This window comes from Mariprofundus sp. NF, from assembly GCF_013387455.1.
In the GTDB taxonomy this organism is placed as follows: domain Bacteria; phylum Pseudomonadota; class Zetaproteobacteria; order Mariprofundales; family Mariprofundaceae; genus Mariprofundus.
The window spans coordinates 289,596-315,957 of sequence record NZ_VWNC01000001.1; the positions used below are offsets into that span (position 1 = coordinate 289,596).

The 26,362-nt window shown below is 52.7% G+C and carries 30 protein-coding genes; 18 read left to right on the plus strand and 12 right to left on the minus strand.

All coding sequences use genetic code 11. The features are described 5' to 3' along the window. The first annotated feature begins 71 nt into the window (after window positions 1-71). The 8 genes from ffh to F3F96_RS01420 all read left to right on the plus strand — a co-directional run bounded on the left by ffh (window position 72) and on the right by F3F96_RS01420 (window position 7,409). On the plus strand, window positions 72-1,436 hold the full coding sequence (gene ffh / locus F3F96_RS01385) for a signal recognition particle protein (RefSeq protein ID WP_176961463.1): 1,365 nt from the start codon (window positions 72-74) through the stop codon (window positions 1,434-1,436). A 152-nt stretch (window positions 1,437-1,588) separates the two neighbouring features. Beyond that, complete coding sequence (rpsP, locus tag F3F96_RS01390) at window positions 1,589-1,828, plus strand: 30S ribosomal protein S16 (RefSeq protein ID WP_176958350.1); 240 nt, start codon at window positions 1,589-1,591, stop codon at window positions 1,826-1,828. A gap of 39 nt (window positions 1,829-1,867) precedes the next feature. Further along, window positions 1,868-2,419 carry a ribosome maturation factor RimM gene (gene rimM / locus F3F96_RS01395; protein WP_176961464.1) on the plus strand — a complete coding sequence of 184 codons (552 nt, stop codon included), beginning with the start codon at window positions 1,868-1,870 and terminating at the stop codon, window positions 2,417-2,419. Beyond that, window positions 2,398-3,084 (plus strand): tRNA (guanosine(37)-N1)-methyltransferase TrmD, encoded by a 687-nt coding sequence (trmD, locus tag F3F96_RS01400; RefSeq protein WP_176961465.1) that lies wholly within the window; start codon window positions 2,398-2,400, stop codon window positions 3,082-3,084. The genes rimM and trmD overlap by 22 nt, the downstream gene beginning before the upstream one ends. Then, a complete protein-coding gene (gene speA, locus F3F96_RS01405) occupies window positions 3,059-4,993 on the plus strand; it encodes a biosynthetic arginine decarboxylase (protein WP_186338867.1) in 1,935 nt (644 codons plus the stop codon). Before trmD ends, speA begins: the two co-directional genes overlap by 26 nt. A gap of 185 nt (window positions 4,994-5,178) precedes the next feature. Then, on the plus strand, window positions 5,179-6,459 hold the full coding sequence (locus F3F96_RS01410; protein ID WP_176961466.1) for a DEAD/DEAH box helicase: 1,281 nt from the start codon (window positions 5,179-5,181) through the stop codon (window positions 6,457-6,459). A 5-nt stretch (window positions 6,460-6,464) separates the two neighbouring features. Further along, window positions 6,465-6,671, plus strand: coding sequence for a (2Fe-2S) ferredoxin domain-containing protein (locus tag F3F96_RS01415; protein ID WP_176961467.1), 207 nt, complete (start codon window positions 6,465-6,467; stop codon window positions 6,669-6,671). Window positions 6,672-6,794: 123 nt separating this feature from the next. After that, window positions 6,795-7,409 carry a hypothetical protein gene (locus F3F96_RS01420; RefSeq protein WP_176961468.1) on the plus strand — a complete coding sequence of 205 codons (615 nt, stop codon included), beginning with the start codon at window positions 6,795-6,797 and terminating at the stop codon, window positions 7,407-7,409. A gap of 73 nt (window positions 7,410-7,482) precedes the next feature. Here F3F96_RS01420 and F3F96_RS01425 read toward each other — a convergent pair whose 3' ends face one another. The 7 genes from F3F96_RS01425 to F3F96_RS01455 all read right to left on the minus strand — a co-directional run bounded on the left by F3F96_RS01425 (window position 7,483) and on the right by F3F96_RS01455 (window position 14,385). Continuing rightward, complete coding sequence (locus F3F96_RS01425) at window positions 7,483-8,640, minus strand: glycerol-3-phosphate dehydrogenase/oxidase (protein WP_176961469.1); 1,158 nt, start codon at window positions 8,638-8,640, stop codon at window positions 7,483-7,485. Beyond that, window positions 8,633-9,337: a glycerophosphodiester phosphodiesterase family protein gene (locus F3F96_RS01430; RefSeq protein ID WP_176961470.1), complete on the minus strand. Its 705-nt coding sequence runs from the start codon at window positions 9,335-9,337 to the stop codon at window positions 8,633-8,635. The genes F3F96_RS01425 and F3F96_RS01430 overlap by 8 nt, the downstream gene beginning before the upstream one ends. A gap of 345 nt (window positions 9,338-9,682) precedes the next feature. Continuing rightward, window positions 9,683-10,390, minus strand: coding sequence for a 6-phosphogluconolactonase (gene pgl / locus F3F96_RS01435; protein ID WP_176961471.1), 708 nt, complete (start codon window positions 10,388-10,390; stop codon window positions 9,683-9,685). Beyond that, window positions 10,368-11,888, minus strand: a complete 1,521-nt coding sequence (gene zwf / locus F3F96_RS01440; protein ID WP_176961472.1) for a glucose-6-phosphate dehydrogenase — start codon at window positions 11,886-11,888, stop codon at window positions 10,368-10,370. Before zwf ends, pgl begins: the two co-directional genes overlap by 23 nt. Continuing rightward, complete coding sequence (gene gnd / locus F3F96_RS01445) at window positions 11,885-12,805, minus strand: phosphogluconate dehydrogenase (NAD(+)-dependent, decarboxylating) (RefSeq protein WP_176961473.1); 921 nt, start codon at window positions 12,803-12,805, stop codon at window positions 11,885-11,887. Before gnd ends, zwf begins: the two co-directional genes overlap by 4 nt. Window positions 12,806-12,886: 81 nt before the next feature. Beyond that, complete coding sequence (locus F3F96_RS01450; RefSeq protein ID WP_176961474.1) at window positions 12,887-13,924, minus strand: coproporphyrinogen III oxidase; 1,038 nt, start codon at window positions 13,922-13,924, stop codon at window positions 12,887-12,889. Window positions 13,925-14,004: 80 nt separating this feature from the next. Beyond that, window positions 14,005-14,385: a hypothetical protein gene (locus tag F3F96_RS01455; protein ID WP_176961475.1), complete on the minus strand. Its 381-nt coding sequence runs from the start codon at window positions 14,383-14,385 to the stop codon at window positions 14,005-14,007. Window positions 14,386-14,471: 86 nt separating this feature from the next. On the opposite strand from F3F96_RS01455, the gene F3F96_RS01460 reads away from it, so the two are divergent. Then, window positions 14,472-15,131: a trans-aconitate 2-methyltransferase gene (locus tag F3F96_RS01460; RefSeq protein WP_241697582.1), complete on the plus strand. Its 660-nt coding sequence runs from the start codon at window positions 14,472-14,474 to the stop codon at window positions 15,129-15,131. A gap of 8 nt (window positions 15,132-15,139) precedes the next feature. Here the strand turns inward: F3F96_RS01460 and F3F96_RS12640 are convergent, their stop codons facing one another. Then, entirely contained in the window at window positions 15,140-16,045 is a 906-nt protein-coding gene (locus F3F96_RS12640) for a GGDEF domain-containing protein (RefSeq protein WP_176961476.1), read from the minus strand. 336 nt (window positions 16,046-16,381) lie between these two features. Here F3F96_RS12640 and F3F96_RS01470 point away from each other — a divergent pair, with 336 nt between their 5' ends. Next, entirely contained in the window at window positions 16,382-16,609 is a 228-nt protein-coding gene (locus F3F96_RS01470; RefSeq protein WP_176958335.1) for an addiction module protein, read from the plus strand. Next, a complete protein-coding gene (locus F3F96_RS12645; protein WP_176958334.1) occupies window positions 16,606-16,887 on the plus strand; it encodes a type II toxin-antitoxin system RelE/ParE family toxin in 282 nt (93 codons plus the stop codon). Before F3F96_RS01470 ends, F3F96_RS12645 begins: the two co-directional genes overlap by 4 nt. Here the strand turns inward: F3F96_RS12645 and nspC are convergent, their stop codons facing one another. Beyond that, on the minus strand, window positions 16,888-18,021 hold the full coding sequence (gene nspC, locus F3F96_RS01480) for a carboxynorspermidine decarboxylase (RefSeq protein ID WP_176961477.1): 1,134 nt from the start codon (window positions 18,019-18,021) through the stop codon (window positions 16,888-16,890). Window positions 18,022-18,224: 203 nt separating this feature from the next. Then, window positions 18,225-19,439 carry a saccharopine dehydrogenase family protein gene (locus tag F3F96_RS01485; protein WP_176961726.1) on the minus strand — a complete coding sequence of 405 codons (1,215 nt, stop codon included), beginning with the start codon at window positions 19,437-19,439 and terminating at the stop codon, window positions 18,225-18,227. Between the two features lie 138 nt (window positions 19,440-19,577). On the opposite strand from F3F96_RS01485, the gene speB reads away from it, so the two are divergent. Together speB and F3F96_RS01495 are read left to right on the plus strand one after the other, a co-directional pair. Beyond that, a complete protein-coding gene (speB, locus tag F3F96_RS01490; RefSeq protein WP_176961478.1) occupies window positions 19,578-20,420 on the plus strand; it encodes an agmatinase in 843 nt (280 codons plus the stop codon). A gap of 28 nt (window positions 20,421-20,448) precedes the next feature. Continuing rightward, window positions 20,449-20,730 (plus strand): pyrimidine/purine nucleoside phosphorylase, encoded by a 282-nt coding sequence (locus F3F96_RS01495; protein ID WP_176961479.1) that lies wholly within the window; start codon window positions 20,449-20,451, stop codon window positions 20,728-20,730. A 4-nt stretch (window positions 20,731-20,734) separates the two neighbouring features. On the opposite strand, the gene F3F96_RS01500 is transcribed toward F3F96_RS01495, so the two are convergent. Continuing rightward, the gene (locus tag F3F96_RS01500) at window positions 20,735-21,379 is read right to left on the minus strand and encodes a 2OG-Fe(II) oxygenase (RefSeq protein ID WP_176961480.1); all 645 of its coding nucleotides are present in this window, start codon (window positions 21,377-21,379) and stop codon (window positions 20,735-20,737) included. A gap of 126 nt (window positions 21,380-21,505) precedes the next feature. Further along, complete coding sequence (locus tag F3F96_RS01505; protein WP_176961481.1) at window positions 21,506-22,351, minus strand: 23S rRNA (adenine(2030)-N(6))-methyltransferase RlmJ; 846 nt, start codon at window positions 22,349-22,351, stop codon at window positions 21,506-21,508. 120 nt (window positions 22,352-22,471) lie between these two features. On the opposite strand from F3F96_RS01505, the gene F3F96_RS01510 reads away from it, so the two are divergent. The 5 genes from F3F96_RS01510 to F3F96_RS01530 all read left to right on the plus strand — a co-directional run bounded on the left by F3F96_RS01510 (window position 22,472) and on the right by F3F96_RS01530 (window position 26,339). Then, complete coding sequence (locus F3F96_RS01510; protein WP_176961482.1) at window positions 22,472-22,927, plus strand: MarR family winged helix-turn-helix transcriptional regulator; 456 nt, start codon at window positions 22,472-22,474, stop codon at window positions 22,925-22,927. 25 nt (window positions 22,928-22,952) lie between these two features. Continuing rightward, window positions 22,953-23,429 carry a hypothetical protein gene (locus tag F3F96_RS01515; protein ID WP_176961483.1) on the plus strand — a complete coding sequence of 159 codons (477 nt, stop codon included), beginning with the start codon at window positions 22,953-22,955 and terminating at the stop codon, window positions 23,427-23,429. Between the two features lie 16 nt (window positions 23,430-23,445). Then, entirely contained in the window at window positions 23,446-23,679 is a 234-nt protein-coding gene (locus F3F96_RS01520) for a DUF2892 domain-containing protein (protein ID WP_176958327.1), read from the plus strand. A 9-nt stretch (window positions 23,680-23,688) separates the two neighbouring features. Beyond that, window positions 23,689-24,102, plus strand: coding sequence for a hypothetical protein (locus F3F96_RS01525; protein ID WP_176961484.1), 414 nt, complete (start codon window positions 23,689-23,691; stop codon window positions 24,100-24,102). 197 nt (window positions 24,103-24,299) lie between these two features. Further along, on the plus strand, window positions 24,300-26,339 hold the full coding sequence (locus F3F96_RS01530; protein ID WP_176961485.1) for a PAS domain-containing sensor histidine kinase: 2,040 nt from the start codon (window positions 24,300-24,302) through the stop codon (window positions 26,337-26,339). Window positions 26,340-26,362: the final 23 nt, after the last annotated feature.

Sequence of the window (26,362 nt, forward strand, 5' to 3'; positions counted from 1 at the left end):
ACCCGCCAGCCTCTGCTCACAGAATGGCCAGCCCGTTTGATCGTATCATTGCGGGTTAGCAGGAGAGAGAGATGTTCAACAGTTTAAGTGAGAAGCTCGGTAATATTGCCAACAAGCTGCGCGGTGCCGCGCGTGTTTCCGAGGCGGATCTGGATGCAACGCTGCGCGAGATGCGTTTGGCACTGCTTGAGGCGGATGTGGCGCTGCCTGTTACCCGTCACCTGATGAGTGAAGTGCGTGAACGTGCTCTGGGTGCAGAGGTGGCCAAGAGCCTGCAACCGGGTCAGGTGATCATCAAGATTTTGAACGATGCCCTTGCCGATCTGCTCGGTGGTCAGCGTCGTGATCTTGACCTCTCCAAAATTCCTTCAGTTATTCTGCTCTGCGGTCTGCAGGGTGCAGGTAAAACAACCACGGCAGGTAAACTTGCTCGTCTGCTGGTAAGTCAGGGTAAAAAAGTAGCGCTTACCTCAGTCGATGCAACCCGTCCTGCTGCCCGTGAACAGCTGCAGATACTGGCTGGTCAGGTTGATGTGCAGTACATCGCTGGTGAGGGACACAATGCTGCTGCTATGGCCAGGTCGGCTGTTAAGCAGGCCGGTCGTGACGGCCACCATGTTCTGATTCTCGATACTGCAGGTCGTCAGGTTGTTGATGACGAACTGATGAATGAGATCAGGGATGTTGCCACGGCTGTTGATGCGACCGAGCGCCTGCTGGTGCTTGATGCCATGACCGGTCAAACCGCACTGCAGATTGCCGAACAGTTCCACTCAGCCGTGAATATGTCCGGTTGCATTCTGACCAAGACCGATGCGGATGTGCGCGGTGGTGCGGCCCTCTCTGTGGCACATAGCACAGGTGTTCCGATTCGTTATGTCGGTACAGGTGAGAAGATAGATGCCTTCGAGCTGTTTGATCCACAGCGTATGGCAGGCCGCATTCTCGGTCAGGGTGATGTGGTTGGTCTGGTAGAGAAGATTCAATCCTCGGTTGATCATGAGCAGGCAGAGAAAGCTGCTGTCAGGATGAACAAGGGGCAATTCGATCTCAATGATTTTGCCGAGCAGCTGGGCCAGATGCAGAATATGGGTGGTATGGCGGGCATGCTGAAGATGATGCCGGGCATGAATCTTCCACAGGAAGCGATGGATCAGATCGATGATAAACCGGTCAAACGTATGCAGGCGATGGTCTACTCGATGACCGCGAAAGAGCGCAAGTATCCCAAGCTGATGAACGGCAGTCGCAAACGCCGTATCGCCATGGGTTCCGGCACCTCAGTGCCAGAGTTGAATCGTATGCTTAAGCAGTTCATGCAGATGCAGCGCATGATGAAAAAGATGAAGGGTGGCAAAGGCAAACGCATGCTGGCCCAGATGATGGGCAAGTTCGGTGGCGGCGGTGGTATGCCTCCCGGCATGCCGAGAATGTAAGGGCTTCAACGTTTTTTTCTATATAGGAGATAGATATTAACAGGCTACATTTTATCCGTGGCTATGATTAGAATTTATTTTCATCTGACTCCTTGCCCCTGACCCCTGACCCGACTATAGTGCGCCGCCTGTTTTTTGGAGGTTTTACATAGATGGCAACTGTTATTCGTTTGAGCCGCGGTGGACGCAAGAAGCGCCCGTTTTATTCTGTAGTAGTCATGGACGAGCGTAAGCGTCGCGATGGTGCATTCATCGAGAAGCTTGGCTATTTTGATCCATGTACTGATCCTGAAGTGATCAAGCTCGACCTGGACCGTGTGAAAGCATGGACCGATCAGGGTGCACAGGTTTCTGACCGTGTCGCCAGCCTGATCGCCAAAGCGTCAGCTTAATTGATCCGATCAACGAAGCCTGACTAAAGGCTTTAGTTGATGCCGCTCGATTCATCATATCTGCACGTTGGCGATATTCTTGGGACACATGGTCTCAAGGGTACGCTGATCGTGTTCTCGCATACCCGGCCCGCTAACGCGGTCGCCGGGTATTCTTGTTGGTGGCTGGGGAAAACGGCCGAGTCGGCCAAATCTTATGAGATTAAACGTTGCTGGCAGCACGGTAAACGTATGCTGGCTGAAGTTGATGGCATCAGTGACTGCAATAGTGCCGAGTCTTTTAAAGGGTTGAAAGTCTGGGTTCCGGCCTCTGAAGTTGAAGTCGATGACGATGAGTTCCTCTGGGAAGATCTGATCGGTTGTGAAGTGCTGCGCGAGGGTAGTGAAGAGCTGCTCGGCACTGTCGAAGCACTTGAGGAGTATGGTGCGCAGGATAACCTGCTGATTCGCACCCCCGAAGATGCCGAAGTGCAGGGTGAATGGCTGATTCCATTTATTGAAGAGACTATTGTCGAAGTTGATCTCGAAGAGGGCATTATAGTTGTCGATCTTCCCGATGGGATGGACGTATGTTTCACGCCCAGATCCTGACCCTCTTTCCTGAGTTTTTTGATTCACCTCTGGCCTGCTCGATTCCGAAGCGGGCGATAGCATCGGGTATCGTGGAAGTCGATACCATCCAGATTCGTGATTTTGCCACTGACAGACACAACCGGGTTGATGACACCCCCTATGGTGGTGGTCCGGGTATGCTGATGAAGCCGGAACCGGTGGTGGCATCGATTCGCGAAGCACGCTTGCGTCACTCCGATACCCATGTGGTGATGCTCACCCCCTCAGGTTCCCGTTTCACTCAGGCCAAGGCGCTGGAGTTCACTGAAAAACCCGGCATTACGCTGCTCTGTGGTCGTTACGAAGGTTTTGATGAGCGCATCTGTGATTATGTCGATGAAGAGATCTCTCTCGGTGATTATGTGCTCTCCGGTGGTGAACCGGCTGCAATGTGTGTTTTAGATTCAGTGATTCGTCTGTTGCCTGAGGTGCTGGGCAGCCCTGAATCAGCGGTGCTCGACTCCTTTAGTGAGGAGGGCATACTCGACTGGCCGCACTATACCCGTCCGGAAACGTTCGAGGGAAAGCGGGTTCCCGATGTGCTGCTCTCCGGTAACCATGCGAACATTGAAAAGTGGCGTCATGAGCAGGCGCAGCTGCGCAGCAGAAAACGTAGTGATGAGGAATCTGACCGTGGCCAATAGTGAGTGGAGTAGTGAGCGTGCTTCTGAGCTCTATCAGGTAGAGGGCTGGGGCAATGGTTTCTTCGGCGTTAATGATGCCGGCCATATGGTGGCGATTCCCGATGGTGAGCATCAGGTTGATCTGAAACAGCTCTGTGATGAGCTGGCCAAGCGCGACCTCTATCCGCCGCTGCTGCTGCGTTTTTCCGATATTCTCAGACAGCGTATGTCCCAGATTCATCAGCGTTTTACAATCGCACGCGAAGAGTCCGGTTATGAGGGACGCTACTACGGTGTCTATCCGATCAAGGTCAACCAGCAACGCCAGGTGGTAGAAGAGATTATTGAGTTCGGTGCCGAGTTTAACTGGGGACTTGAGGCCGGCTCAAAGCCTGAACTGCACGCCACACTGGCCATGCTTGAAGATGTTGAAGGGTTGATTGTCTGCAACGGTTACAAGGATCGCGAGTTTATCGAGCTGGCCATGATAGGTCGCAAGATGGGTAAGCAGGTGTTTATCGTGGTCGAGAAGTCCAACGAGCTGGATATGATTCTCGAAGCATCCAAACGCCTTAATGTTGAGCCGCTGATCGGTCTGCGCTGCCGACTTGCTGCAACCAGTCAGGGTAAGTGGGAAGATTCCGGTGGTGACCGCTCCAAGTTCGGCTTGGCTGCATCAGAGCTTGTTGAGGTGGTGCGTAAGCTTAAAGATGCCGGCAAACTTGATGCTCTGCGTCTGTTGCACTTCCATATCGGTTCGCAGGTGCCACGTATTCGTCGCATCAAGCAGGCGATGCAGGAGGCGGCGCGTTTCTATGTGGAGCTGCGCAAGCTGGGAGCGCCGATTGAGTATATGGATGTCGGTGGTGGTCTGGGTGTGAACTATGATGGCTCGATCTCCGGTACCCACACCTCGGTGGATTACTCACTGCAGGAGTATGCCAACGATATTGTCTGGTCGCTGAAGGCGGTCTGTGATGATGAGGATCTACCGCATCCACATATTATCTCTGAATCGGGGCGGGCACTGGTGGCCCACCATGCGGTGATGGTGATCGATGTGCTGGGTGTAACCAAACGCAGTAGTCATCCGCCTGTGCATGAGCCGGATGATGAAGCTCCCATGCAGCTGCGCCAGCTCTGGAATACCTATGCCGACTTTGACAAGATCGAAGCGCGCGAGGCGCTGCATGATGTGGTATCCCTGCGTGAGGATGTGAACAGACTATTCGTGCTGGGTCACTGTACACTGGCCGAAAGGGCACAGGCAGATGAGCTCTACTGGCACATGCTTACCGTGCTGATTGATAAGCTTGATGAGGATGAGGTTGCCGAGCTGATTCCGGGTATCCACACACAGATGGCTGACCGCTACTTCTGCAACTTCTCACTCTTCCAGTCACTGCCTGACTCCTGGGCTATTGATCAGCTCTTCCCGGTGGTGCCGATCCACCGCCTCAACGAAGAGCCTGAACGGCAGGGTGTTCTGGTGGATATCACCTGCGACTCCGATGGCAAGATCCAGAACTTCGCGTTGGAGGACGGTCATTCCGAGACACTGCCACTGCACGCTCTCAACGATGGCGATGATTACCTTATCGGCGTATTTCTGACCGGTGCCTATCAGGAGATTCTCGGCGATCTGCATAATCTCTTTGGTGATACACATGCCGTGCATGTGCGCATGGATGGCGATCACTATGAGCTGGAGCAGATTGTTGAGGGCGAAAGCGTGGCTGAAGTGCTCGATTATGTGCAGTTCAACGAGAAGGTGCTGCTTGATCGCATGCGCCGTCAGTTAAGCCATGCCAAAGCTGAAGGGCGTCTGAGTGCTGCAGAGTCGAGTCAATTCCTGCGCTTCTATAAAGAGGGGCTGGCTGGTTACACCTATCTGGAGGAGCAACTTCCCCCTTCTGTCAGCGGTTATTAAGAGATTGTAATAAAAATAAGATTGTGCTTTATTGGATAATGCGCAGGGTGCGGCGCTCCTGAAGCGGGGATACTCTCTGCTTCATCTGCCCGACCAATCACTGATGGTCGGCGATTCGGAAAATAAAACAGGTGCCCAACACTTTCAGTGAGTTACAACTTCGGGCGCCACGGAATTAGAAATAGATGACATTTGACGACCTCGGCCTTTCAGCCGAACTGCTTCGCGCTGTGCGTGAAGAGGGTTATACCACGCCAACACCGGTACAGGAAAAATCGATCCCGATTGTGCTTGAAGGGCACGATATTCTTGCAGGTGCACAGACTGGCACCGGCAAAACCGCAGGTTTTACCCTGCCTATGCTGCAGTTGATGCAGAAAGCACATCCAGAGCGCCAGAACAGACGTCCGATCCGCGCCCTGGTGCTTACCCCTACTCGTGAGCTTGCTGCTCAGGTGAGCGAAAGCATCGCTACCTACGGCAGACATCTCAGCCTGCGCTCTACCGTTGTATTCGGTGGTGTTGGCATCAACCCCCAGATTCAGAAACTTAATCGCGGCGTCGATATCCTCGTTGCTACACCCGGTCGCCTGCTCGATCTGATTAGCCAGCGCAAATGCGACCTCAGCCAGGTTGAGTTTTTTGTGCTTGATGAAGCTGATCGCATGCTTGATATGGGATTCATCCACGATATTCGCAAGGTGCTCAAGCTGCTGCCGAAAAAGCGTCAGAACCTGCTCTTCTCAGCCACCTTCTCCAGCGAGATCAAACAGCTGGCAAGCGGCTTTTTACATGACCCTGTGTTTGTTGAAGTGGCTCGTAATGAGACAGCTCATCAGGTCACTCAGGTTGTGCATCCGGTAAGCAAAGCCAAGAAGCGTTTCCTGCTGGCACACCTGATTAAAGAGGGTGACTGGCAGCAGGTATTGGTATTTACCAAAACCAAACATGGTGCCAACAAACTGACCACACAGCTGGAGAGCGAGGGCATTCAGGCCTCTGCGATTCACGGTAATAAGAGTCAGACAGCCCGTACCAAAGCACTGGCCGCCTTTAAGGCTGGCAGCATTCGCGTGCTGGTGGCTACAGATATTGCTGCCCGTGGTCTTGATATTGATCAGCTGCCGCATGTGGTGAACTTTGAGCTGCCTAACGTCCCTGAAGATTATGTGCACCGCATCGGTCGTACCGGCCGTGCCGGTAACACAGGTGAGTCACTGTCACTGGTTTCAGCCGATGAGAAAAAACTACTGGCTGATATCGAGAAGCTGATTAAAAAGTCGATCCCGAAAGTTGTGATTCCGGGTTTTGAACCGGGTGAGAACGAGCCGACTGAGCTGCCGAAACAGCAGCAACGCAGAAGGCCTGATCACCGCAGGCATGATCCGAGTTCACCACGCAAGCCGCACAGCACGCGTGGCCGTCGTCCCGGCAGAAATGAGCGGGCGGCAGCCAAGAAGGTCTGAGTCTGATGAGCTGTAAGTCTACTATCGGAGTCTGTTATGGGCCCCGCTGCAGTGATTTCGGTGGCAGGGATATGGCTGAAGAGCTGAGAAAGATGGGTCATGAGGTGGAGGATCTGGATTGCCAGAGCCTCTGTCCGCATGCGCCTGCTATCCGTGTCCATGATCGTTTTGTACACAAGGCAACCATGGAGAAGGTGATCGAGAAGCTGTAAGGCTTTTTATTTTCCTCCCAGTCAAAATATAAAAGGCTCGCAGTTTATCGCTGCGGGCCTTTTTTTGTCCGGAAAAATCCGAATGATCTGCTATACTGGGAAAAAGGCTGGAGGGGGAAACCCATGAAATATTTGCGACTCTTTGTACTTATTCTGATCAGTGCGGTATTGGCTGGTTGTGCCTCAAATCGGCCAAATCTTCTGCCGGTAGATAGTCCACCCAAAATCATCGTTCAGAATGGATTCTCATTTATGCCTTTAAATGAATCGGAGTGGTATATCATTGAGCGGCAACCTTATGAGGTTTCTCTGGCAAAAAGAGGTGCGGCCACAGATGAGACTTTTGCAATTCAGGGAAAGGTTTTTCAATTTCCGACTTTCGCTTCAAATGAATCGTTTATGCAAGCGGTTAAGCAAGGGCAGGCCAATGACACGGACCCTGCTAATCCAGGACGATATGTAACGCTCACCCATGATATCGAGCTGTATGAACATCGTGGTGAAACCTGCGCCTATTCTCATATTGTTACCGAAGATCATGCGGCAAGGAAACGAACGTCGACACCTGGCTTTATGATCCTTGATGTCTACGCCCTGATTTGCAGGCACCCCCAGAATCAAAATGCCGCTATCAGTTTTAATTACTCACAACGCAATTACGCTCAGAATCTGGATAAAACTTTAGAGAGCAAGGCAAGGCGCTTGATTGAAAGCCTTGAATTTACAGCACTGCAGTAAAGTGGCATAGACGAGGTCTCAGGGTTTCAGCTTAGATTACAATACATCTACAGTAATAACTGTAGGCAAATAGTTATTCAGCCCTGATTAATGGGATTTTTCTGGTATCGGCCAGATGTGGTGGTGGAATAGTTTTTCCGATCAGTTTGACTACCCTCGCCGATTCGCGCCGGTAGGTGGTTAGCTTGCCGCCGTAGATGGCGATATAGGTCGGCTGTTTCTCATTGTCACAAAGCAGCACTGTCTCGCGGCTGGCTGCAAAGGCTCCGCCCTTACTCTCGGGCAGAACTCGCAGACCACAGTAGGTGCCGATGATGTCGCTTTTTTTGCACTGCATCTGCGGGAAGTAGTGGTTGTAGCTGGCAAGAATAGAGGCGGTCTCCTCACCTGTAGGTTTGATTCTGGCGGGGTCACCGGCATAGGGGGTTTCGGTAGTGCCAGCCAGAGTTTTCCCCTGCCATGGGCGGAAGAAGATCACCCTGCCATCCACGGATTCGCTGTAGATAAAACCGGGACAGTGCCGATTAAGCATCAGATGGCTGCCCTGTACCAGATGCATCGTCTGCTGAGGCGGGGCCGGTTTAATCCTGTTGCCGAGCCGGTTGATCCAGGCGCCAGTAGCATTGATGAGAATCCGCGCAGTGATCTGCTCGCCACTGCTTAGTTTCACGTGCCAGCAGGAACCATCATAACTTGCCCGCTGCAGAGAGGTCGATTCGGAGATTTCACAGCCGAACTGCTTTGCCGATTCGGCCACAGCGACGGTGAGGGAAGCATCATCTGTGGCTGCATCTTCATAGGCCAGCACTGCTTTTAGTCCCTTCTGATTGAGTCCGGGCAGCAGCTCGCTCCACTTCCGGCGCGGGATCTGTTTGAAACGGGAGCGGCCAGCCGAGAGCAGCCAGTAGAGCAGTAGTCCGGCGCGGATCATCCAGACAGGGCGCCTGCTATCCTCATAGACCGGAATATGGAACCACTCGCGACTGACCAGCTCAGGAGCCAGTCTGAGCAGATGTTCACGCTCGGCCAGTGCCTCATAGACCAGCTTCAGGTTGGCCTGTTCCAGGTAGCGCAGACCTCCATGAATCAGCTTGGTCGACTGGCTGCTGGTGCCCGAGGCAATACGGTTCTTCTCAATGATGCGGGTTGTGTAGCCGCTGGCGGCAGCCGCCTGAGCCGCACCGCAGCCGTAGATGCCTGCACCGATAATCAGTACATCGTAATCAGTCATGGGCTTCTGCCAAACGGCTGAAATAGTCGGTTTCAATCAGATCGGCACCGGCTTCCAGCAGTGTGTGGGCACCGCTGATATCGTTGACGGTGTAAAGCCCCACTTTGATACCGCGCGCCTGCCAGCTTGAGATCGTGCTGCTCCGCTGGCTGGGCATGAAGATGTAATCGAATGCAGTGGTCGGCTGGCGGTGGCTTTCGGCAACCCAGCCGGTGCGGCAGCCAATATGATTCTTGCAGGCATCGATAATGTCGGAGTTCTGACTGATCAGCACAACCTGTTGCAACAGTGGGGCGGGAATCTGGTCGACCAGTCGTCTGGCGATGGCTCTGGCGGTGAGTCTGCGCCGGATGGGAGGTTTGATCTCGATAAACAGGGTTAGATGCGGCACCTGCAGCAGCCAACTGAGCAGTTCGCTCAGTTCACAGAGCTTGAACTGAGCGCTGCAGATCTGTTGCAGATCTGCCAGCTCCGTCTGCATCACCTTCACATCAGGGCGGTTGCAGAGCCGTTGAAGCCGGTTGTCATGGATGACCACGGCAACCAGATCGCGGGTGAACTGGATATCACACTCGGCATAGCGAGCCCCATGGGCTGCAGCATATTCAAACGCGGCCAGCGTATTCTCAATGCCACCGGCGCGGTCACCACGGTGGGCGACCAGCTTTGAAGTCGGGATGCGCGTCTGCCTCTGCATACCACTATTAAAGCACAGATAGTGCCATCTCACCGGCATGCTGTTTTGTAACAGTGTTGTGGAAAAGAGAAGGCCTGCCGGGGAGGGGGGGGACGGCAGGCCTTCGGAGGATTCTTTGTCGTTGCCCGGCTTGATGGCCTGTAATACTGAACCCTCGCAAAAGGTGGGTGCCGCAATCCGATATCAGGTATCCCGGTTCGGGGATTCACACAACCTGGATCTATAAGCTCCCGTTCAGTAGGCATCGGCCCAGAGTTAAAAACCACCATGCCGGTACAACGAACTAGTAATTATCTATGAGCATAAACAGTGCCAAAACAGGCCGTGCAGCCGGTAACGTTGCAGTCACTCGCTTTTTCGCTGCTTCTGCAAAACAGCGTTGTCGCACAGGTCGGCAATAGCTGCCTCATCAAGGAACCATGTTGCTGCACCAATCGTGGCGGCAGGCAGCTTTTCACCGGCAAGGATACGAGTCAGAGCTTCGCGCTTATCCTCACCAGCCGCGATGACAATACGTTCACCGGCATCTCTGATGCTGTTCATGCTCAGTGAAACCCGCTGCGATGGTGGTTTGGGGGCATGGTGAACGGGTACTGCCCGGCTCTGCATGGCCAAAGCCGGATTGTCAGGAAAGAGGCTGGCGGTATGACCATCCTCACCGAGACCCAGCAGCACAATATCCAGGCGCTCGATGCGACTCAGCGCTTGAGTGTACTGTTGGGCAGCGACTTCAGGACCGAGCTCTGCAGATATGCCGTGCAGTTGTGCCGGTGGAGGCGGTGAACCTGCCAGCAGCGCTTCTTTGACCATCGTGTCGTTACGTTGCGCATCACCTGCCGGCAGACAGCGTTCATCGCCAAACCAGAAGTGTAGCCGAGACCACGGCAGATCCATCTCACGCAGCAGTGCATAGGTGGCTCTGGGGGTATTGCCGCCAGCCAGTGCCAGATGGCAGGACTCACGCTGAGTTAATACCGTCGCGATACGCTCGGCAATATAGGCAGCCGCCTGCCGGGCAAGCGCCTGTGGATCAGGCGCTTTTCGAATATCCATGCTGGTGCAGCTCCGAGAGATCACGCCAGCAGCCCACACACCCCTGCATCATGGTTTCGATTTCAGGGATATCCCAGCTGCCCGCCTCATAGAAGCGGATGCTCTGTTTCTGCTTCCAGACATCCATCACCGGGGTGACGATGCGCCAGGACTCCTCAACCTCATCGGCGCGGGAGAAGAGCGCATTCTGGCCGAGCAGGGCATCGTGCAGCAGTGTCTCATAGGCTTCGGGCGAGTCGGCACCGGCCACGGCGTAGGGGGCATCCAGCGCCAGTTCACGCAGCTGGTCATTCAGCCCGGGCAGCTTGGCATTGAGTAGATAGACCATCCCCTCATCGGGATGCAGGCGGAAGATCAGCTCATTCTGCGGCAGCTGTCTGCTACTCTGTGAGAAGAGATTCATCGGTGGCCGTTTAAAACGGATGGCGATCTCAGAGACGCGGTTGGGCAGCCGCTTGCCGGTGCGCAGCAAAAACGGCACATCCTGCCAGCGCCAGTTATCGATATAGAGCTTGATGGCGGCAAAGGTCTCAATCGTGGAGTCGGGATCGACACCGGGTTCATCGCGGTAGGCCGGGATACGTTTACCTTCAACGGTACCGCCAGCGTACTGGGCGCGAACGGCAAATTCACTGACCCGCTCAGCCGGAATCGGGCGCACCGCCTTGAGCACCTTCACCTTCTCATCACGCACAGCATCACCATCGAGCGAGACCGGCGACTCCATAGCCACCAGTGTCATCACCTGAATCAGGTGGCTCTGAATCATATCAATCAGCGCACCAGCCTTTTCATAATATCCAGCCCGATACTCCACCCCCAGACTCTCGGATACGGAGATCTGCACATGATCGATATAGTTGCGGTTCCAGAGCGGTTCAAAGACGGTGTTGGCAAAGCGGAACACCATCAGATTTTGTACCCCCTCTTTGCCGAGGTAGTGGTCGATACGGTAGATCTGCCGCTCTTTCATATGTTCGCGCAGGGTGCGGTTTAGCTCCTGAGCCGAGGCAAGATCGCTGCCGAAAGGTTTCTCGATGACGATGCGGCGGAAGCCGTTGCTCTCATCCAGCAGCCCTGCGGCATTGAGGTTGGAGGCAACGCGCTCATACCATTCAGGAGGAATGGCGAGGTAGAAGAGGACATTGGTTTTGCCATCGGCACTAATCAAAGTTTCGCGCAGCCGTTCATAGGTCGCCGCATCGGAGAGATCACCGACAGTCAGTGCCAGCATATCGCTGATCGATTGCCATGCAGATGCATCACTCAGGCAGTCGGGTCTGAACTGTTGCAGTGCGTCATGCACATAGCTGCGCCAGTGATCAATACTCCACTCATGATTGCGTACAATGCCTGTGATGCGTGAGTTCGGGGCGATCAGATTCCAGTGGTGCATGCGTGCCAGTGCAGGCAGCAGTTTGCGTTTGGTCAGATCCCCGGAGGCACCGAAGATGACAATGTTGCAGGGTTCAGGTTGTGGAACTGAAGCGCTGTTCATGGTTTCTCTACCGGTTTGATAGGGTGGCCACCGAAACCGGCGCGCATGGCATTTACAACTTTTCCTGCAAAAGCGTTCTCCTGCCGGCTGCGAAAGCGCATCTGCAGCGCCAGTGTCAGCACCGGTGTCGGAATGCCGAGATCGATCGACTCATTAACCGTCCAGCGCCCTTCGCCGGAGTCATCCATCCAGTCGGAGAGGCTGCTGAGATCACCATCCTGCTGCAGCGCATCGGCAGTTAGATCAAGCAGCCATGAACTCACCACCGAGCCCTTCTGCCAGACCTGGGCGATCTGCTGCATATCAAGATCAAACTCTTCTTTTGCCTGCATCAGCTCGAAACCCTCAGCGAAGGCCTGCATCATGCCGTACTCGATACCGTTGTGGACCATCTTGACGAAGTGACCGGCTCCGGCAGGGCCGACATGCGCCCAGCCTTTACCACTGTTGGCGGCCAGTGCAGTCAATGCCGGTGTTATGCGTGTGATGGCCGCATCACTGCCGCCGATCATCAGGCTATAACCGTTCTTCAGCCCCCAGATGCCACCGGAGGTGCCGCAGTCGGCAAAGCTGATGCCGCGCTCCTCAAGCATGGCTGCCCGCTGTTGCCCCTCTTTGTAGTTAGAGTTGCCGCCATCGATAATCAGGTCGCCTGACTCAAGTCCGGCATCGAGAAGCGCTGTGATCGTTGTATCAACAACCTGATGCGGCACCATCAGCCAAATACTGCGCGGCGCAGGCAGGGTAGAGATCAGTGTTGCAAAGTCGGCTACCGGCGTGATCTCATGGTGGCCTGCTGCCACGGCCTCTGCTGTGTTAAAATCAATATCGAATGCAGTCACACGATGACCGGCCAGTGCCAGTCGTGTTGCCATATTGCCGCCCATGCGGCCCATTCCCACCATTGCCAGTTGCATGTGTCGCTCCTTTTGCCTGTTCATTACGGCGATATCATCTGCCTTTTTTGCAGTCGATGCCAGAGGCTATGCAGTGAACGATTACGCGTGATTTTTTACTGTGGGTGGAACGGTGTTGCCCGATGCCTGCATCTCGATCGCTTCAGGATGGGCGCGATAGTGGTTGCGTACCACAGCAGCGAGCCTGCGTTTAACTTCGGTATCCACCAGTGCCGGAGTGCTATCGGGCAGAGCTGCAACCAGCGCATTAAGCAGTTGATGCTGAGGTGGTTGCATGCGATCAATCCATGATCTGAGCAGGTCACGATCCACATAAGCAGGGATCGATCCCATGATGCCGACATCATTCTGGTCGTGTACCAGCAGTCCGGTGGTGGTGCCGCGATCGAGCGTCAGTACCTGGAAGAGGTAGAGGGTGTGGTAGGCGAGCTGTGCCGCTTGCTCGGCATCTGTTGCTACAGTTCCGCTCTTTAATGTGTTGCCGAGAATATCGAGATAGGTGTCGATGGCCGCTTCACCCACGCCTTTGGCCAGCTGGTAATCAGCTTCGGCATTGTCGGTAGCGTAGTTCTCCAGATAGAAGTGGGCGATGCCGCGATGACGGTTCAGGGCCGGGATATAGAAGTAGCGATCCCCCTGCTGCTCTGCCTCTTCAAACTGTGCCGGAGCCGCCTGTTGCAGGGCGCTCAGGAAGGTGGCCTTGTCTGCCTCATTGTTATTGGATGGATTCAGATCGGCCATCATGCGCCAGTAGCCGCTGCCATCCTTCATCTCGGTCCAGCTGATATGGATATGCACCGATGGCGCCAGCGGATGAACCGGATGGATGATGGTGGAGATCGCAGAGGCCGAACCCAGCTTCTTCTCCGGGTTGTCATCGTAGTGCACCTGCGACACATTCACCGATCCGCGACCGAAAAGATCACCATCGGCCGTCTCATAGCGGATACCACCGCCATGCACGCCCTCATCACGGAACCACTCCACAGGTGAGAAGCGCTGCGCACTGCCAAGTTTGCCTGCCAGTTTCTCAAGCCCGGCCACAAATCGGCTCTGCAGTGATGAAACTAGTTCATGCCCTTTTGTCGCACTTGTCGATTTTGCTGGAATTCGTTTCATCAAATTACCTCGGATCGGAATGGTGCTGAACTATGGCTGTCTGAGGTGTTTGCTTCAACAATGGGGATGCCTGACTTGAATCAGATATTGCTTTTCCAGAACCTTTCGGGGATCTGTTTTGGCCCGGCGAAGACGTGAATGGTTTCACCTTCATCTTCTTTACATTTGACGCTGAGCCAGCCTCTGGGCCAGTCGGGTTTGCTGCGAGGGGTCTCCTCAATGACATGCGAGGCGATATCAGCGTGGCCATCGTGAACCGCTTGAATAACTTCGCTTAGATAGAGGCATTTGCCGCCGATCTCTGCTGGTGATTCATAGTAGTAGGAGTCCGCCTTGGTTGAGACTCTGACCATCTCTACCTGAATATGCGGATTGAGCGCTTTGATGTTCGTAGCAACCTTATTGGCATATTTTAGTGCCAAGGGGGAGCTGTGAGTAGCCAATCGTATGTATTGTTTCATGGCCGCATGATCTGCATTTTAACGAGAGATGTGAAGTAAAATGAAGCGGCTACCTTCCTCCCATAACGCAGCATAGAGTGGTGGCCATGAGACGGATATTTGTGCCCTATGGGGAGAGTGAAGCAGAGCAGGGCATGGATGGGGTGCAGCGCAAGCGGCTGATTCAGCGGCATGAGCATAGTTTCTCTGAGTTTGGTTACTCCCCTGAAGCACTTCACTGGGGTTCGCGCGGGACGCAGAAAGTCCGCTTTAAGGTGCTGGCTGAGATTGGAGTCTCTGGCGGGGATTCATTGCTCGATGTCGGTTGTGGATTCGGTGATCTCTACAGCTGGCTAAAAGGGCGTGATATCGCCGTGGCGTATACCGGCATTGATCTCTCTCCCGATATTCTGGGCAGAGCCATTGAACTGAATCCGGAACTGATTCTGCTGCAGGGTGAAATCTTTGATTTTGACTGGCCGCCGCAATCCTTTGACTGGGTCTTTCTCTCAGGGACATTGAACTGGGATCTGGGTGATAACGGTGATTATGCAAGGCGCGTGATAACGCGCATGTTCAAGCTATGTCGTAGAGGTGTGGCGTTTAATATGCTCGATAGTCTGGGGCTTGATGCCTCGCTGGTTGGTCAACTGATTGCTTTTGAACCGGACGAAATCATGGAGTTCTGCAGAGCTATTACACCTGACTGTCAGCTACGCAGTGATTACCTGACCGATGATTTCACCATCTACATGCGCCGCGTCTAAAATTTCAATTAATCCGGTTGTGTAGCTATTTCGGCATGACGAACACAGTTGCGGCCGGACTCCTTAGCCTTATACACACACTCATCAGCAATGATAATCATCCTCTCCATATCCATGCCTTTAGCGCTGCATACGCCAATACTGCTGGTGATGGGAATTGAGGTGTGCTGTTCATGGGAGATTTTAAGGGAGGCAATATCTTGGCGTATGCGCTCAGCGGCCTGTAGTGACTGTGCATGGTCACAGTTCACCAGCACCAGTGTGAACTCTTCACCGCCGAAGCGGATAAGGATGTCATAGGTGCGGCAATGTTTTAAAAGGGTCGCAGCAACCTCGATCAGTACGGTGTCACCTGCAGCATGGCCGTAGCTGTCGTTTACCTGCTTAAAATGATCCAGATCAATCATCATCACCGAGATGGCATAGTTTAAGCGGTGAGCCATGGAGAACTGTTTTGGGCCTTCCAGATAGAGGTGGCGACGGTTGTGAAGTTTGGTGAGCGGGTCATGCCTGCGCTCTTTATCCATTCTGTTGGCCAGCGCAAGGAGCTCCTGACGCTGTCGCTCACTCTCTTTTTCAGTGGCCAGAAGGGTGGTGCCAATGCTGCCAATCTCATCGCGACGTGGAGAGAACTCCACCTCACTGCGGTCTTCATCACTGCCAATTTTGCGTGCCAGTTTTTGTAAACGAAGGATAGGGCTGATCACCAGCCGATGCAGAGAGAGCCAGACGCAGAGCATCATAAGCAGAAGAATGAAGAGTATGGTGAGCGTTTGATCCCGGCCATCAATAAGGAGAATCAGAGCTGCTGCTCCGATTGAGAATGCGGTAAGCAGAATGAGCGCGATGCGCACCCTCAGAGAGCGCTGAATCAAGGTCGGTATTTGTAGGTTTTTACCCGGATTTAAAATCACCCAAGCATTATAGCAAGGTGGATGCCGATAAACATAAGCGCTAATCCTATGGGTGGTTATGGCGGTCTCCTAAGCTATGCCGCAGCGGAGTGGCGTTTAATATGCTCGATAGCCAAGGGTTTGATGCCTCACTGGTTGGTTAACTGATTGCTTTTGAGCCGGACGAGATCATGGAGTTCTGCACAACGATTACACCTGATTGTCAGCTGCGCAGTGATTACCTGACTGATGATTTCACCATCTATATGCGGCGGCCTGCTTAACCGTTTCAAAATCAGTAACTGTTGTTTATCTCATCCCTATCAGCCTATACTGCTTCAGTAACGAGGTGTGTTTATGCGGGCTGAAGAGATTCGAGACGAGATTAGTGCTTTGGCGTTGTCGGATAAGTTGCTCCTTGTGGAAGATATCTGGGACTCGATTGCCAAGGGTAATGATGAACTTCCGATGCCGGAGTGGCAGAAGCAGGAACTAGACAAACGTTATCAGTCATTCAAGGACGGTGAGCAGGAGCTGCACGATTGGCAATCAGTTCATGAGGAACTAAGAGCCAGCTACAAGTGAAACTGCGCTATACCAGTAGAGCCAGACGAGATCTGGAACTGGCGTTTATCTGGTACGAAAGACAAAGGCGTGGACTTGGATTTGAGTTCTTGGATTGCGTTGAAAACAGCATCCATTCCATATTAGAGAACCCGGCGAAATTTCGCATTCTCTATGGCGATATTCGCGGACGCGTGATCAGACGATTCCCTTTTTCAATATTTTATAGCATCGAGCAGCAAGCGCTTGTCGTGCATGCTGTGTTTGATAACCGACGAGACCCCGACAGAAGGCCCTGATCAGGAGAGGCGGTCGCGGAAATCTTCATAGGTAAAACGGCGTACCAGCTCGAAGGTGTCATCACTGTGCCAGATGCCGATATCGGGATGGCGGACACCGTTAAACATGGTCGTTTTCACCATCGTGTAGTGGATCATATCCTCAAAGATCAGACGGCTGCCAATCTCAAGTGGCTCATCAAATGCGTAGTCACCAATCACATCACCGGCAAGGCAGGAGGTGCCGCCCAGACGATAGGTGTGGGGTTTCTCTCCTGCTGCTCCGGCATCGGTGATGGTGGGGCGATAGGGCATCTCCAGCACATCGGGCATGTGTGCTGTGGCGGAGATATCGAGAATCACCACATCCAGACCATCGGTGGGCACAATATCGAGTACTGATGTGATCAGCGGGCCGGTGCGCCAGGCGATGGCACCTCCGGGTTCGAGATAGACCTGCTTGTTCCATTTGGCTTTGAAGGTTTTGATGCGCTCAATCAGCTTATCCACATCGTAGTCGGCGTGGGTCATCAGATGACCGCCGCCGAAATTGACCCATTTCAGCCACGGGATGTAATCGGCAAACTTCTCTTCAAAGGCATCGATCAGGGCAATCGAGGAGTCGGCCATGTTTTCGCACAACGCATGCGCATGCATTCCCTCAATGCCGGAGAGTGATGCCCCCTTCAGATGCTCAGGGCGCACGCCAAGGCGGGAGCCTGAAAAGCAGGGGTTATAGAGATCAGTCTCTACCTCGGCGATACCCGGATTCACACGGATGCCACATGATACACCGGATTCAATGGCCTGCTTGCTGAACCGGTTCCACTGATTAACCGAATTGAAGACGATATGACCGGCAAGCTGGCAGATCTCGGCAAACTCATCTTCGCGATAGGCAGCAGAGTAGATATGGTTTTCACGCCCGAACTTCTCATCGGCCAGCTTCAACTCATAGAGGGAGCTGGCCGTGCAGCCGGGCAGATACTGTTTTACCAGATCAAAGGTCGACCACATGGAGAAACCTTTCAGCGCCAGAATTACCCTGGCACCGGACTCCGCCTGTACCCGCTTAATGATCTCGAGGTTGGCGATCAGCTTCTCCTCCTCCAGCACGTAACAGGGGGAGGGGATTTGTGCGATATCAAAACTCATGGTTACAACCTTTTACCACAGAGGACACGAAGAGCACGAAGGGGAGATTTCCAATGTTGTCCTGGCTCATTCTCTGATTCATAGCGAAAACGCAGGAGCGCAGATGAGAGCCGAAAATAGCCATTTATCTTCGTGTCCTTCGTCCCCCAGGGGGTATTCTCTTTCGCAGGCGAAATTCACCTGATGCTCTCTGTGGTGATTCATTATTCAGGTAAAGCGTCGACATCGATGTCGGTTTCGATATCGGTCCACGGCAGGCCATGCTCGTTGAGAGCAGCCATGAATGGATCGGGATCAAACTCCTCCATGTTGTAGACACCGGCCTTCATCCAGTTGCCCTGAATCATCATCATCGCACCGATCATGGCAGGTACACCGGTTGTGTAGGAGACACCCTGAGCGTTGGTCTCTTTATAACACGTCTGATGATCACAGATGTTGTAGATGTAACGCGATACAGGTTTGCCATCTTTAAATCCTTTCACGATGACACCGATATTGGTTTTACCAACCGTGCGCGGGCCTAAGGATGCCGGATCAGGCAGCAGCGCTTTGAGGAACTGGATCGGCACAATCTCGCGTCCTTCAAACATAATCGGTTCAATCGAATCCAGACCGATGTTGCGGAACACCTCCAGATGCTTGAGATAAGCATCACCGAAGGTCATCCAGAAACGCATGCGTTTGACACCCTTAAGATTGACCGCCAGAGACTCCATCTCCTCATGGTAGAGCAGATACATGTTCTTCGGGCCCACCTGATCAAAATCAAACTGCTTCCTGTACTGCATCGGTGTGGTCTCAATCCACTCGCCATTCTCAAAATAGCGGCCGTTGCTGGTCACTTCGCGGATATTGATCTCAGGATTGAAGTTGGTGGCAAAGGCGTAACCGTGATCGCCACCGTTACAGTCGAGGATATCGACATAATCCATTGTATCGAAATGGTGCTTCTGCATATAGGCGGAGAAGACATTGGTGACACCCGGATCAAAGCCGGAGCCGAGCAGCGCCATCAGTCCCGCTTTTTCAAAACGCTCGCGGTAGGCCCACTGCCAGCTGTACTCGAACTTCGCCTCATCCAGCGGCTCATAGTTGGCGGTATCGAGATAGTGAACGCCGGTCTCCAGACAGGCATCCATAATGGTCAGATCCTGATAGGGCAGTGCCACATTGATAATCATAAACGGGCGAACCTGTTTGATCAGCGCAACCAGCTCAGGCACGTTATCGGCATCTACTGCTGCGGTCTGAATGCTACGGCCGGTCTTCTCGCGAATCTCCAGGGCGATCTGATCGCACTTGGATTGGGTGCGGCTGGCCAGCCAGATGTCGGAGAAGACATCCTCATTCTGAGCGCATTTGTGTGCTACTACACGTCCGACGCCACCTGCGCCGATAATCAGGACTTTTTTCATGATAGAGACCTTCATCAAAAATTTTCGCCTTTACGGCGGCTTTGCCGCCTTACTGGCGGCAGAGCAGGCTAATCCCGGAATCGAGCTTCGACTAGTCTGCATCTATGCGAGAGCGATTTATACGATTATCATCGCGCCATGTTTGATTTTACTGATCGGGATCTGAAAGAGCCCCACGACATCCGCATTATCGGTGCACCGTTTGACGGTACCGTCTCATTTCGCCCCGGCGCAAGGTTTGGCCCGGCTGCCATTCGCGATGCCTCTGATGGAGTGGAGACCTACTCCCCCTATCTCGATGGTGATCTGGAATCGATTCACTACGCTGATGGCGGCGATCTTGAACTGCCGATGGGTGACACCAAAGCGGTGCTGGCCATTATCCGCGAAACGGTTGATGAGTGTCTGAATGATGATGTCATTCCCTTTCTACTGGGTGGTGAACATCTGGTGACACTGCCTGCGGTCGAGATGGTTTATGAGAAGTATCCTGATCTGGTGGTCGTACAACTGGATGCCCATGCTGATCAGCGTGAAGATTATCTCGGTATTGAGCTCTCCCACGCCTGTGTGATGCGTCGTGTTTCCGAATTGATCGGTGATGAAAATATTCGCCAGCTTGGAATCCGCTCGGGAACAAAATGTGAATATGAGTTGATGAAGAGTTTTGGCACCCTCACCACATTCCTGGCTGATGATCTCGATGAGCTGATTGAGTGGATCGGTGAGAGGCCTGTTTACCTGACCGTTGATCTGGATGTTTTTGATCCGGCCTGTTTCTCCGGCACCGGTACCCCGGAACCCGGTGGTATCGACTGGTGGACCTTCAACCGCTTTATCAAAGTGATGCATGCGGTTGATATTGTTGGACTCGATGCTGTTGAACTTGCACCACAGCTGGATTCCTCCGGCTGCTCATCGGTGCTGGCGGCCAAAGCGGTGCGTGAGATGCTGCTGCTGGCAGGAAGCGATATCGCTTGATTACTCATTACATTTAAAAGGAAATCTTATGTTTAGAACCAATGAATACTTCGATGGTAATGTGAAGTCCATCGCATTTGAAACAGCAGAAGGGCCTGCAACGATCGGTGTAATGGCTGAGGGTGAATACGAATTCGGCACCTCATCCAAAGAGATTATGTCGGTCACCTCCGGTCAGCTTGATGTTAAACTTCCGGGTACCGAAGTCTGGGTATCCTACTGTGCGGGAGATCAGTTCACTGTTGAGAAGGGTGTAAGCTTCGGCGTTCGTTCTATCGGCCAAACCGCTTACCTCTGTCTCTATCGGTAAACGCTTAACTGCGGATTCGGAACCAGCCGGTCAGACTCAGGCGGTCGCGTCTGGCAGGTAATACCTCGTGCGGAAACAGTTCGCTGATAAAGCAGACCAGTCGTCCGCCATGCGGTAGTACCTGTAGAGGCAGCGGCAGTGTCGATGGTTCGTTGCCCTCATATACCTTCAGTTCACCACCGTCTTCATTCTGCCAGCTATTATTGAGATAAAGGATGCACGTCACCACCCGCTCCATTGAACCGATGAAACGGTCCAGATGTATGGCGTAGGAAGCGCCGGGTGGATAGAGGGCAAGGTGGCCTTCGAGCTCGAACAGGCCGAGGTAGAGGTTGCGATTGATCTCTTTGCGCAGGGTTTCCAGATCGAGGAAATAGGGGCGCTGGACGGCGGTAGGGTTTTCCGGGTCCAGCCAGAGGACGCGGTCATTGCGAATCTCGGGCCGAAGCTGCATCGATGCCCCTTTACCGACACGCGCATGGCGGAATGCACCTCTCTTGTGGAGCGTTCTTGCTTCAAGGGCCATGTTGCTGACCAGCAGCGGGGAGATGAAATTGTCGCAGATTGAAAACCCGGTATCTGTGAGGTCGGCTATGATGCGGTCGAATTTGCTGAATGAGCCGTTACCGGCGGGAAGCGTCTGAACCATCGTCTGGCGACCTGTCCCCATAAATTAGGGCATTGGATTATCGTTTACAGAACTGTTCCCGGCAACAGATATAATATTTCACTGTAGAGGTCGCAGCGTGTCACCTGATTCTTCGATAGTTGTCTATTATTCCGGGACGAGCCAGCCGAAATATTTTTTGCCTTTGCCATCGGTCAGGTGATCACAGACCCAGTTAAGTGAGTCCTTCATCGCCTGCTCGGCATGCCAGGGCGGATTAACAATCAGCATGCCTGAACCACTCATCTGCATCTCAGGGAAACAGTCGCCGCAATCAAGCTCCACGCGCAGGATTTTTCTGATACCTGAAGCTTTCAGCTCTCTGAACAGATCGAGGTGTCTCTCGGCTGGCAGTAGCGGATACCAGATCACATAAACGCCGGTAGCAAATCGGCGGTGCGCCTGAGTAACGGCTTTGGCAATAGCCCGATACTCCTCTTTGATCTCATAGGAGGGGTCGAGAAAGATCAGGCCGCGTTTCTCTTTCGGCGGCAGTAGTGCTTTCAGTGCTTCAAAGGCATCACGTTTAAGCAGGCTGAACCTTCGGTTGGCCTGAAAAGACTCACGCAGTTTATCAAACTCCTGTGGATGCAGATCGCAGGCGGTTAATCTATCCAGTTCGCGAGCCATGTTATGCAGCAGCGCGGTGGAGCCGGGGAAGCGGTTAAAGCCACCTTCAGGGTTTTCTGTGGCGATCAGCTTGAACCAGCGCGCTACACCCTGCGGATTACCGTAGTTGCGTAGCTCCCAGAGTTTGCCAATGCCACTGTCGAACTCTCGATTCTTCAGCGCCTGTTCTGAATCCAGTGCATAGATGCCACGACTGGCAAAAGCATCGAGCATAAACAGTGGTTTCTCTTTATTGAACATGCCGGCAAGAACATCGCCAAGAATGATATGTTTCAATACATCGGCGTGATTGCCGGCGTGGTAACTATGTTGGTAGCTGAGCATGGCGCCACTCTGAATGGATCGCTTAACGATGCATAGCGATAGCGCAATCAACAAGATGCATAGCACAATAGTTGCATAATACAACTAAGGTGCATAAGGTTCGGCCCACAGGAGAGAAGTATGAGTGAATCAATACTGGATTTTCAGCTGGAGCAGGCCATTGGTCTGAATGTGAATCGTACGGCATTTCTGATGACCGAAGAGATTGCCCGCCGCTTTGCAGCCAACGGCTACCCGTTATCGGCACAGGATTTCGGCATTCTTTTTCGTCTGATGAAGCAGGGGCCGATGACTCAGGTGGAGATCACACAGCTGTTGATGCGTGATAAAACCACCATCACCCGCCGCATCGACGGGCTGGTAAAGAAGGGGTTGGTGGAGCGCAACCCGTGCCCGGACGATCGGCGCTGTTTTCGCGTTGGTTTGACAGAAACGGGGCATCAGGCGCTGGCGGTGATGATACCTCTGGTGCGTGATTTCCAGCAGGAGGTGCTCAGTGATATTCCTGATGAAGAGAAAGCGATCACTATCAAAACACTGAAGAAGATTTCAGAACGATTGATTGCGATCAGATAGATTGAAAAACAACGGAGAAAATAACATGAAAAAAACCACACCTCACTGGATCGCGATTGGACTGTTGGTAACGATATTGGCTGTGGGCGCATTCAAAGTGATTGTGCTTGGCAGCACAGAGAAGGCTGAGGATGGTCGCACGGCTGTTATTCTTGAGCCGGCTGAGCGACTTGCTGTGCTCGATGAGATGAGGCTGCTGCTTGAGACAACACAGGCTGTTGTCGAGGCGCTGGCCAATGATGATCTGGCAGCCGTAGAAGCTGCGGCACGCCCCATCGGTAGTGCTGCCATTGCCACCGTTGATTTCAGGCTTCGCGCCAAACTGCCACTTGAGTTTAAGAAACTCGGTTTCGGAACCCACTACGCCTTTGATGAAATCGCTGATATGGCCAAAGCGGGTGAGCCGAGCAAAGCCATTCAGAGAAAACTGGCTGAAACGATGAATAACTGTATTGCCTGTCACGCCAGCTTCCAGCTGCCTGAAGTAGCAATCAATAAGTAAGAAAGAGGAGAATATTATGACGACAGAACGCGTTATCCGAATTATTGCAGGATTTTTTATCATGCTTTCAGTGACCCTGAGCTCAATCTATAATGGTTCAGTACTCAACGAGCCGACCTGGCTCTGGTTTACCCTGTTTGTGGGTGCCAACCTGTTCCAGTCCGGTTTTACCCGCTGGTGCCTGATGGAGAAGATCCTCATCAAGCTGGGTGTTAAACCCGGTGGTGCCTGCGGCAGCTGCGAAAGCTGAAGCCATACAATGCATAACAAACAATCAACCATAAGTAATGTAACCACCTGGCTTGCTGCTGCCGTAGCTATCATCTTTGGCATCTTAACCATCAAATCAGGCGGGCAGGTGCTGTTCGGTGATGAGAGCTACAGAGTTGCAGCAGGCAACTATGTGCCCTTTGTGCTCTGGTTTAACTTCACTGCCGGATTTGTCTATCTGATTGCCGGTGTCGGTCTCGCCCTGCGCAAGCCATGGGCTGCGGGTATCGCTCTGGTGATTGCAGTTGCCACGCTGTTGGTTTTTGCCGCTTTTGGACTGCATATCTTTGCTGATGGCGCCTATGAGATGCGCACTGTTGCAGCCATGACCCTGCGTTCTACCATCTGGATTGTGCTATTTATTCTGGCCTATCGTCAGTTGATTGGCAGGCGCGCACAGTAAGCTTTGATGCTGTAATCGAGTGAGGTCTGCGACAATATGCCGCGGCTGGTGACGGTTGTCTGTATGGTGGTTCGATGTAATGTGCCAATATGATATCAATTTAGAATATGTTTATGTGAAGTTATACGGGGTTGTTAAGGAATAGCATCCCGGGGAATTGCTGGATGCAGAAACGAATAAAATACGCCCTTGTGGGCATGATCATAGTGCCATTGTTTGGCCGGATTGCTCTGCATGGCACTGGTCATGAGGATGAGATCTTCAGGTTTCTGGTGCCTATGCTGGTTGGTGGTGTGGCTGGCTTCCTTATCGGTCTGGCCAAAGACCGTGTTCAGGCGAGTCTGATGCAGAGCCGTTCCATTCTTGATGCGATGCCCTATGGCGTTGTTCAGTGTGACAGTTCGGGTCAGCTGTTGTTTGCCAATCAAAAGATATGCGACATTCTCGGGTGCAGTAAAGATGAGTTAATGGGCTCTCATCTGTGGGAGTTCTGTTCCAGTGATCTTTGTCGAAGTTCACTGCAGGCGTCATTCGCACAACTGGTAGAGAGTGGCGCATCAACACAGGCTGTACCGGGCTCTTTTAGCTCGAAAGCAGGAAAAAAATCCAAGGTGGAGATCCATTGGAATGACCAGGGCCATTTCGACGTGTCACTGGGTCGTCACGCCTATATGGCCACCATTATCAATGTCACCAGCCAGGTTCATTCCCAGAGGCTGCTGGAGAAACTATCGCAGGCTGTTGAACATGCTGATGAGCTGATCATGCTGACTGACCGGCATGGTATTATCGAATATGTGAACCCGGCTTTAGAGCGGGTATCGGGTTATTCTGCGCAGGAGCTGATAGGCGAAAAGCCTTCGACACTGAAAAGCTCTGCTCAGGATGCATCAGTCTATGCGCAGTTGTGGCAAACGATTATATCGGGTCAGACCTGGCGTGGTACGCTGATAGATCGCCGAAAGGATGGCAGTTTTTATCCAGTGGTGATGTCGGTAACACCTATTCTCAACGATCAGAGTGAGATCGTTGCCTATGTCAGTGTTCAGCAGGATATGACGGAGCGCCAGGAGCTGGAGGAGCAGCTTCTACAGTCTCAGAAGATGGAGGCACTAGGTACGCTCGTAGGCGGTATCGCCCATGATTTTAATAATATTCTGGCGGCAGTTAAAGGACACACCTATCTGGCAAGTCGAGAACTGAAAGATCTGGAAAAGAGTGCGCAGCGACTAAAAAGTGTCGATAGCCTTGCTGATCAAGGGACAGAAATGATTAAGCAGCTGTTGGCTTTTGCCAGAAAAGATCTGCTTGAGAAGCGGGTGTTCTCCCTCAATGAATTTATGAGGGATGGATACCGACTGGCAAAATCCATTATTCCTGAAAACATCGTGCATGACACAGACTTCTGCGATGATGATCTGTTTGTCTATGGGAACTCAACACAGTTTCAGCAGGTGATGATGAACCTGGTGAATAATGCCTGTGATGCTGTGGTTGGCGTTGAAAATCCTAAGACCCGATGTGTACTCAGTCGCTTTCAGGCTGATGATGGCTTTCGTAAGCGGCATCCAGATATGCAGGGCGATTACTTTGCCAGAATCAGCGTTTCAGATAATGGGTCAGGCATCAAGCCGGAGCAGGCATCTAAAATATTTGAGCCCTTTTTTACGACCAAGGGGGTTGGCGAAGGTACGGGATTAGGGCTTGCTATGGTCTATGGTGCAGTCAATGGGCATGGCGGTGTTATTGAGGTGGGGCGTGAAGAGGGGTGGAGCACTACCTTCTATATCTATCTGCCATTAAGTGGAAGAGAAGCCGATGACATTGCGATTGAAGAGGAGGCGCCAGCCTCGACAGTAGCAGGCGAGCTTCTCCTTTTAGTTGATGATGAGGCATCTCTGCGCCATACCATGTGTGAGGTGTTGGAGAGCAATGGTTATCGGGTGATTGAGGCGGGTGATGGCGAAGAGGCACTGCAGTTGTTTAAATCCAGAGTTCAGGATATTTCACTGATCATTACCGATATTGTTATGCCTAAAATGGGCGGTATCGACTTCATCAAGGCGGTTAGGGTGATAGATCAGAAAATGCCGGTTATCTATATCACCGGTTATGAAGGTGGGCCTGAACAGAGGGATATGCTGGCTGAGGATTTTAAACAGAGCCGTGTGATGAATAAGCCATTCCAGATCTCTGCTTTAACCGTTGCCGTAGGCGAGATGATAGCAGCGTCTTGATGTGTGAAGTGAAATCAGGGTCC

Excerpts from the sequence above, each read along its gene's own strand:
- ffh (WP_176961463.1), top strand. The coding sequence starts at position 72 with ATGTTCAACAGTTTAAGTGAGAAGCTCGGTAATATTGCCAACAAGCTG.
- rpsP (WP_176958350.1), top strand. The coding sequence starts at position 1,589 with ATGGCAACTGTTATTCGTTTGAGCCGCGGTGGACGCAAGAAGCGCCCG.
- rimM (WP_176961464.1), top strand. The coding sequence starts at position 1,868 with ATGCCGCTCGATTCATCATATCTGCACGTTGGCGATATTCTTGGGACA.
- trmD (WP_176961465.1), top strand. The coding sequence starts at position 2,398 with ATGTTTCACGCCCAGATCCTGACCCTCTTTCCTGAGTTTTTTGATTCA.
- speA (WP_186338867.1), top strand. The coding sequence starts at position 3,059 with ATGAGGAATCTGACCGTGGCCAATAGTGAGTGGAGTAGTGAGCGTGCT.
- F3F96_RS01410 (WP_176961466.1), top strand. The coding sequence starts at position 5,179 with ATGACATTTGACGACCTCGGCCTTTCAGCCGAACTGCTTCGCGCTGTG.
- F3F96_RS01415 (WP_176961467.1), top strand. The coding sequence starts at position 6,465 with ATGAGCTGTAAGTCTACTATCGGAGTCTGTTATGGGCCCCGCTGCAGT.
- F3F96_RS01420 (WP_176961468.1), top strand. The coding sequence starts at position 6,795 with ATGAAATATTTGCGACTCTTTGTACTTATTCTGATCAGTGCGGTATTG.
- F3F96_RS01425 (WP_176961469.1), bottom strand. The coding sequence starts at position 8,640 with ATGACTGATTACGATGTACTGATTATCGGTGCAGGCATCTACGGCTGC.
- F3F96_RS01430 (WP_176961470.1), bottom strand. The coding sequence starts at position 9,337 with ATGCAGAGGCAGACGCGCATCCCGACTTCAAAGCTGGTCGCCCACCGT.
- pgl (WP_176961471.1), bottom strand. The coding sequence starts at position 10,390 with ATGGATATTCGAAAAGCGCCTGATCCACAGGCGCTTGCCCGGCAGGCG.
- zwf (WP_176961472.1), bottom strand. The coding sequence starts at position 11,888 with ATGAACAGCGCTTCAGTTCCACAACCTGAACCCTGCAACATTGTCATC.
- gnd (WP_176961473.1), bottom strand. The coding sequence starts at position 12,805 with ATGCAACTGGCAATGGTGGGAATGGGCCGCATGGGCGGCAATATGGCA.
- F3F96_RS01450 (WP_176961474.1), bottom strand. The coding sequence starts at position 13,924 with ATGAAACGAATTCCAGCAAAATCGACAAGTGCGACAAAAGGGCATGAA.
- F3F96_RS01455 (WP_176961475.1), bottom strand. The coding sequence starts at position 14,385 with ATGAAACAATACATACGATTGGCTACTCACAGCTCCCCCTTGGCACTA.
- F3F96_RS01460 (WP_241697582.1), top strand. The coding sequence starts at position 14,472 with ATGAGACGGATATTTGTGCCCTATGGGGAGAGTGAAGCAGAGCAGGGC.
- F3F96_RS01470 (WP_176958335.1), top strand. The coding sequence starts at position 16,382 with ATGCGGGCTGAAGAGATTCGAGACGAGATTAGTGCTTTGGCGTTGTCG.
- nspC (WP_176961477.1), bottom strand. The coding sequence starts at position 18,021 with ATGAGTTTTGATATCGCACAAATCCCCTCCCCCTGTTACGTGCTGGAG.
- F3F96_RS01485 (WP_176961726.1), bottom strand. The coding sequence starts at position 19,439 with ATGAAAAAAGTCCTGATTATCGGCGCAGGTGGCGTCGGACGTGTAGTA.
- speB (WP_176961478.1), top strand. The coding sequence starts at position 19,578 with ATGTTTGATTTTACTGATCGGGATCTGAAAGAGCCCCACGACATCCGC.
- F3F96_RS01495 (WP_176961479.1), top strand. The coding sequence starts at position 20,449 with ATGTTTAGAACCAATGAATACTTCGATGGTAATGTGAAGTCCATCGCA.
- F3F96_RS01500 (WP_176961480.1), bottom strand. The coding sequence starts at position 21,379 with ATGGTTCAGACGCTTCCCGCCGGTAACGGCTCATTCAGCAAATTCGAC.
- F3F96_RS01505 (WP_176961481.1), bottom strand. The coding sequence starts at position 22,351 with ATGCTCAGCTACCAACATAGTTACCACGCCGGCAATCACGCCGATGTA.
- F3F96_RS01510 (WP_176961482.1), top strand. The coding sequence starts at position 22,472 with ATGAGTGAATCAATACTGGATTTTCAGCTGGAGCAGGCCATTGGTCTG.
- F3F96_RS01515 (WP_176961483.1), top strand. The coding sequence starts at position 22,953 with ATGAAAAAAACCACACCTCACTGGATCGCGATTGGACTGTTGGTAACG.
- F3F96_RS01520 (WP_176958327.1), top strand. The coding sequence starts at position 23,446 with ATGACGACAGAACGCGTTATCCGAATTATTGCAGGATTTTTTATCATG.
- F3F96_RS01525 (WP_176961484.1), top strand. The coding sequence starts at position 23,689 with ATGCATAACAAACAATCAACCATAAGTAATGTAACCACCTGGCTTGCT.
- F3F96_RS01530 (WP_176961485.1), top strand. The coding sequence starts at position 24,300 with ATGATCATAGTGCCATTGTTTGGCCGGATTGCTCTGCATGGCACTGGT.